The sequence below is a fragment of the Flavobacterium sp. genome, from assembly GCF_027483985.1.
Taxonomy (GTDB): domain Bacteria; phylum Bacteroidota; class Bacteroidia; order Flavobacteriales; family Flavobacteriaceae; genus Flavobacterium.
In genome coordinates this window covers 1-6936 of record NZ_JAIXTJ010000030.1, presented here as the reverse complement: position 1 = coordinate 6936, position 6936 = coordinate 1, and the positions used below count along the sequence as shown (strand labels likewise).

At 35.6% G+C, this 6936-nt stretch carries 3 protein-coding genes; 1 reads left to right on the top strand and 2 read right to left on the bottom strand.

Translation table 11 applies throughout. The annotated features are described in order from the left end of the window. Nucleotides 1–1034: 1034 nt before the first annotated feature. On the bottom strand, nucleotides 1035–1664 hold the full coding sequence (locus tag Q0050_RS08315; protein ID WP_298394163.1) for a response regulator transcription factor: 630 nt from the start codon (nucleotides 1662–1664) through the stop codon (nucleotides 1035–1037). Continuing rightward, nucleotides 1665–3479: a tetratricopeptide repeat protein gene (locus Q0050_RS08310; protein ID WP_298394161.1), complete on the bottom strand. Its 1815-nt coding sequence runs from the start codon at nucleotides 3477–3479 to the stop codon at nucleotides 1665–1667. 323 nt (nucleotides 3480–3802) lie between these two features. Between Q0050_RS08310 and Q0050_RS08305 the strand changes: the two genes are divergently transcribed. Continuing rightward, nucleotides 3803–6936: MopE-related protein (locus tag Q0050_RS08305; RefSeq protein ID WP_298394160.1), on the top strand; the 3134-nt coding region annotated here is incomplete at its 3' end.

The following is a 6936-nucleotide window of genomic DNA, read 5'->3' as shown; positions in this document are numbered from 1 at the left end:
GGCTCGGTTTTCAGTTGTCAGTTTTCGGTTGTGGGTTGTAGGTTGTAAGTTGTGGGTTGTAGGTTTTGGGTTTTGGGTTGTCAGTTTTCAGTTTTCAGTTGTCAGTTTTCAGTTGTTAGTTTAACTCGTCCTTTGGACTCGGGATGTTAAAGCTTTTTTGGAAACGGAAGGGCTTTTTTTCACTTCGGCAGGCTCAGTGTGCAGTTGTCAGTTTTCGGTTGTGGGTTGTAGGTTGTAAGTTGTGGGTTGTAGGTTTTGGGTTTTGGGTTGTGGGTTTTGGGTTTTGGGTTTTCGGTTGTCAGTTGTCAGTTTTTGTTTGTAGGTTGTTGATTTTATGAATTTACTGCTTTCGTCACTTCGAGTGTTTTTTAGAAAATTGCGATTAGCTATTTTTTAAAAAATGTATCGAGAACTTTGAAGCAGTGATGGCAGTTGCTCCTAGGTTCTCGATAAAATTTTAGTAAAACTGCTGTCGCAGTTTTACTAAAATCACTCGAAGTGAGGGTGGCTTAAAGCTAGATGTTTTGTTGTTTGTTGTTTATTGTTTGTTGTTTATTGTTGGATGTTAGTGTTCAGTTGTCGGTTGTTAGTTTAACTCGTCCTTTGGACTTGAAATATAAAAGCTTTTTTGGAAACGGAAGGGCTTTTTAAGTATTAAGATTGGAGTACTAAGTAGTAATACTTGGGATTGAGGATTGAGGAATTGGGATTTGGGATTTTTGGTTTACGATTTTATAAATTTACTACTGTCGTCACTTCGAGTGTTTTTTAGAAAATTGCGATTAGCTATTTTTTAAAAAATGTATCGAGAACTTTTGTGCAGTAATGTTAGTTGTTCCTGGGTTCTCGATAATATTTTAGTAAAACCGCTGTCGCAGTTTTGCTAAAATCACTCGAAGTGACGGTGGCTTAAAGCGAGATGTATTGCTGTTATAGGAACTATGATTTGGGATTGAGGATTTTAGATTGAGGTATTGGGATTTATGATTTAGGAATTTGGATTTGGGATTGTTTTTTTAATTGATTGCTTTTATTTATTCGGGAATTTGATTTTGAAGGGCAAATCTTTGTAGCACATTTCTTTCGTTTGGAAGTCCGAGTTTCTTGATGATATTGCTTCTGTGTTTTTCGACTGTTTTTTCGGATATGAATAATAGTTCTGCGATTGTTTTAGTGTTTTTATCTTTTGCAATTAGTGACAAAATTTTCTTTTCTGATGCTGTTAGGGTCAGTATTTTTTCAATTTCAGTGTCGTGTTTTTTTATGATTAGGGTATCCTCTAATTTTGGACTAAACCAATTTTGATCTAAACTTATTTTCTGCAAACACGTGGATAATTCTTCTAGTGCGAAATCTTTTAATAAATAGCCATTTACACCTAAATTTATTGCTTTGTTTAAAAACGATTTTTCGTGGTACATTGTGTACAAAATAATTTTGATGCTCTTGTCTGTAGTTCTTACTTTTTCTAAAACTTCTAGACCGTTGATGATTGGCATGTTTAGATCGAGAATTACACCATCGGGATTGAGTTCGACGATGCTTTGGTACGCATCACTTCCGTTTTGACAGGTTTTTATCACTTGATATCCTAAATTTTCAACATAACTTTTTATTCCATTTAATGTAATTGGATGGTCATCTGCTACAATAATTGTTTTCATTTATACTGGTATGTTTATTAGAATTACGGTTCCTTTGTTACTTGAATTAATATTTATTTTAGCAGTTATTGCTTTTGCGCGTTGAAGAATACTTTGTAAACCAAACGATTTTGGATTTTTTAACTCTTGTTCTACATTAAATCCAGTTCCATTGTCTTTAACTTCTAAGAGTAAAGAATCTTCTGTAGAGGTTAGTATCACCTTTGCAGCGTCTGCTTTGCCGTGTTTTAAGGTGTTGTTTAGTGCTTCTTGAATAATTCTATATAGTTGTAATTCTTTATTTTTATTTAGTTTTTGATTGTATGTTATTTCACAGGTAGTAAAAAGTCCGATTTCGGTTAATCGTTCGCAGAGGTTTTCAATGCTTGCTTCAAGTCCGATATTTTCCAGAACAGCAGGATGTAAGTTTCTGCTGATATTTCGTACTTCCTCGATTACGTTGGCTACTTCTTCGACGGCAATTTGTTTTCCGTTGATAAGATTGTTTTTTATTGCTAGTAAATCATGATTAACACTATCATGCAGTTCGCCTGCAATTCTTCCTCTTTCTTCTTCGGTATTTTGAAGTAGTTGGAACGTAAATTGTTCTTGCTTTTTAGCTTCTTGACTTGCTGCTTTTCGTTTTTTGTATAGAAAAATCAATCCGGCTACTAACAACAAGCACAGCATTGAAATCAATAATATCGTGTTTCTTAATTTATAGGTAATTACTTTACTATTTAGTTGTTCCCTTTCTATACCAAATTCATAATCTTTTTTTAATTCTACTAATCGTTCGCTATTACTTGCTTTGTTTAAACTGTCTTTATACTTCGTGAATTTTGACAAGTGATTAAAAGCTTTTTCAAACTCTTTTTCTTTTTTATATAAATTACTTAATTCTCGGTTTACATCAATCATTCCATCAAGCATTCCTATTTGGCCGTAATTGAAGTACGATTGTTCAAAAAGCTTAATAGCATCTTTTGAATTGTTCATGTTAATGTAATTAAATCCCATATCAAAACATACATTACCCATTAAAGCTGCATTTTGGATGCTTGCCGCATAATCATAAACTTGTTTGTAAATTTCCAATGCTTTTTGGTAATTTCCTTCCGTTTCATAGGCAATACCAAGGTTATTCAGCGTGCTATATTCGAATTCTTTATAGTTGTTTTTTCTAAAAATTAAAATAGCTTTAGTAAAGTTTTCTTTTGCTAAATCCATTGTTTCAGAGGTATTCAAATATAAATTACCCATAGCATCAAAGCCACTAGCTTTGCGTAAATCATGTTTTTTGTTGTAACTGCTTATTGCTATGCACTTGTTGTAATAGGCTTTGGCTTTATCATATTTTTTTAAAACAAAGAATATGTTACCAATATTAAGATGAATTGCTCCTTGTGAGCTGGTGTCTTTTTTCTTTTGGGCTTCCTTCAGTGCTTTATAATAATTGTTTAGAGCCAGTTCATTTTTTCCGGTATAGTTGTAACTCGATCCTAAGTCGTTGTAAAGGTCTAGTAAGTTAATGGCATTGCAGTCTTTTGGAGCTGTCTTTATTACTTCATTAAGCCTTTTAATTGCCTCGTCGAATTTCCCTCGAATGTTTAAAATTCTTGCTTGTGTTGCATTGATGTAAAAAAGTTCACAAACGGAATTGCTTCGTTTTGCTTTTATCTTTTCTAAATGATTGTAACTAGCTTGTAAAATACTATCATTTGTATTAGAAAATAAATTGATAACGAGTACGGGTAGTTTTTCTATGTTTTTTTCTGAGACAAACTTTTTGTATGCTACATTGTTGTCACTCTTTTTATTTTGACCGACTATCATGGTGTTAAAACTCATTAAGAGAACTAACAATAAGGGTAATTTTTTTTTCAATTTTTATAATTTTGCTTGTATTATTGACTCTTGCTACTTTAAAACAAAATTACTTTTTTCTTTCTTTTCTGGCAAAGAATGTTGTTTTAAAATAAAAAATAAGGGATAACCCACAGTACTGCCCTACCAGTAAAAATAAGGGTTGACCCTTATTGTCCAATACTTTTGATGGTGCTACTTTTGTCGCAATCGCAATGATGGTTGATTTATACTAACTATCAGGGCGTATACCGAAAATTTTGAAACCCTTTGTCTTACTTTAAACTTTATTTATGAAACAAAAACACTTTTTATTTTTAACATTTCTTTTATCATTCATTTTCAGTTGTAAGTTGCAAGCCCAATGTACAGAGCCCACCTCAATTGTCAGTCAATCACCAAGCCAAACCGTTTGCTTAGGAGCAGCAATGGCATTACGAGTTACTCCGCGAAGCACAGCTGCCAATGCGCCAACGGCGGGTAGTGCACAGTGGTATAAAGATGGTCAAATTATTCCAGGTGCGAATACGGCTTTTTACAATGTTGCTTCTGTTACCGCTTCAACTGCCGGAACTTATGTTTGTAGACTAGGTGGCCGGTCTTTTTTTGGTTGTCAAAATCAGTTTGTAGATAGTCAGCCAATTGTTGTAACTTTAGGAGATGCTACTGTCACGTCAGAGTCTCCTGCTAATCAAACATTTTGTCAAGGAGCGGTTTCGCCTTTATTTGTTACAACTACGGGCGGTCCTATTTTACAGTACCGCTGGAGGTATAATCTAAATACTATTTCTGGCGCTACTTCTTCTACCTACACACCAACCTTAAGCGGTGAGTACAAAGTTGATGTGGTTACCAATTGTGGTACGATAACTAAAACTTTTAATGTAACGATCAACTCAACACCACTTCCAATAGCAAATCCACAATTTTTTTGTGGTAATGCAACGGTTTCTGATTTGGTAGTTGTTTCGGGTACTACTCCGAAATGGTATAATACAGCAGTAGGAGGGTTGTCTCTTAGCAACTCAACACCGCTTTCAACAGGGACATATTATGTCACTCAAACGTTAAACGGTTGCGAAAGTGCACGACGATCAGTTCCAGTAACCATTACTGTTCCGGATGCACCGGTAGCTTCTAATCAGACATTTTGTGGAAGTTCAATAGTAGCGCAATTGCAAGCAACCGGTACCAATTTAAAATGGTACAATAGTACGGGTTCGCTTTTAACTCCTTCCACAGTTCTTTCGCCAGGTACCTATTACGTGAGCCAGACTATAAATGGTTGTGAAAGTGCGCAAACTCAAGTATTGGTGACTATCAATCCGATTCCAAATGCTCCAACGGCTTCTGATCAAACTTTTTGTGGTACTACAACTGTTGCCAATCTCCAAGCTATTGGAGAAAACTTAAAATGGTATGGAGTTGCTACGTCTGGCTATGCCTTAAGTGCCTTAACCGTTATTAATATGACGGGAATTTATTATGTTTCACAAACTGTAAACGGTTGCGAAAGCGCAAGAATACCCGTGTTAGTAACTAATTTACTACCTAATGTTCCTACTCCGATTCAAACTGTTGCTATCACACCTTCTTCTTTTGATGTAGATGTAATTGTAGAAGGAAGTGAATCGCCTTATGTTTCTTCCTCAGGAACTTTCGACGGATTTAGTGCTCGATTGGTAGCATCAAGTTATTCTTTCAACAATACTGTTGTAACCAATAGTTTACCTGATTCTGGATTTTTTACAAGTGTTGGCAATACACAAATAAGTTACCAATTACAAAGTAATAAGACGGTAAATGCGATTCAAATTAGAAATTTTAACGAAACCAAAACGGCTACGTTTTCTAGCCCAACATTGGCTTCTAAATTATTTGTACTGGCTTCAACCGGAAACGGCGACGCAATGGCTGAAATTACCGTAAATTATGCCGATGGAACTTCACAAGTTTTTTCTCGACAAATAAACGACTGGTACAACGGAACTGGTTTTGCGATTCAAGGCATCGCACGAGTAAATATTTTTCAATATCAAAACCCATTCAACAATCCGAGATTATACGAAATCGAATTAAACCTGCAAAATGCGAGTCCAGTTACTTCGGTTGCCTTCAAAAAAACAACCAATAATAGTTCGGCTTTGATTAACATAATGGCCATTTCTTCTCAAAGTACGGCTCCAACTACTGCTTATTGTGGAAATCAAACGCTATCAGATATAGTACTACCATTAGCTGCAGGAGCAACAGCAAATTTTTATGCCGATGCACAAGGTGGTGAAGCGCTGTCAAATTCTAGTTTAGTTACAGCAGGAACGTATTACGTTTCTCAATCCATTAACGGATGTGAAAGTGCAAGAACAGCTGTTTCAATTACGGTTATACCAGTAGTAACCTATTATGCAGATGCAGATAACGATGGTTTTGGAAATCCAGAAGTGACTACTCAATCGTGTACTGGAGCACCGATAGGTTATGTCGCTTTAGGAACTGATTGTAATGATGCTAATGCTATGATTAACCCAAATGCGGTTGATGTTTGTTATGATGGTATCGATAATGATTGTAATGGTGTTATTGACAATGTTGGTTTGCCTGGTGGTTGTACACCAATTACGAGTACACTTCCTGCAGGAACTTGCGGTACTACATTAGCTGGTTGGTATTCTACCGTTACTGCTAACTGGACTAATTTTGCTCAAGGTTATAGATTCAAAATCACTAAAGTGGATATGAATACTAATGCTCCTATTGCAGCTCCAATTATTATTGATAGACCAGTGAATAATATTTCTTTGGCCAACGTTACGGGAACTACTTATAATTCTCGTTATATGTTTGAAATTGCTGTACGATTCAATAACGTTTGGCAGCCTTACTTTGGTGCGCCTTGTTATTTGAACACACCTAATCCAGTGTCAACTATTGGTGCTCAGTGTGGTAGTACTTTGACTTCAATGAATCAGTTTATTTCAGCTACTGCTACACCAAACGTTACGGCTTATAGATTCAGAGTGACGAGAGTAGTAGGTGGTGTGCCAACTGGAACAGCTCAGGAAATTACTTTATCTTCTAACAAATTTAATATGGCTCAGTTGAGTGGTATCTTATATGCTAGTACTTATAGAGTAGAAGTTTCGTTGAGAAATACTGATGGTACGTTCTTGCCATACAATGCGCCTTGTAATATCAACACACCAGCTTATCCTGTTACTCAAATGAACGGTGTTCAATGCGCCAATTATCAAGTGCAAAGTAACACTGAATTGCTTATTGCAACTGGTGTTGCAGGTGCGACTCAGTACCGCTTTAGAGTATATAATTCTGCGGGTTATGATGTTGTTTATGAAACTGTTAATAATAGATTTAGGTTAAATAATTTTTCGGGATTAGTAGCTAATGGTGCTCTATATTCAGTGCAAGT

Coding starts and splice junctions, on each gene's coding strand:
- Q0050_RS08315 (WP_298394163.1), bottom strand. CDS start 1,664: ATGAAAACAATTATTGTAGCAGATGACCATCCAATTACATTAAATGGA.
- Q0050_RS08310 (WP_298394161.1), bottom strand. CDS start 3,479: ATGATAGTCGGTCAAAATAAAAAGAGTGACAACAATGTAGCATACAAA.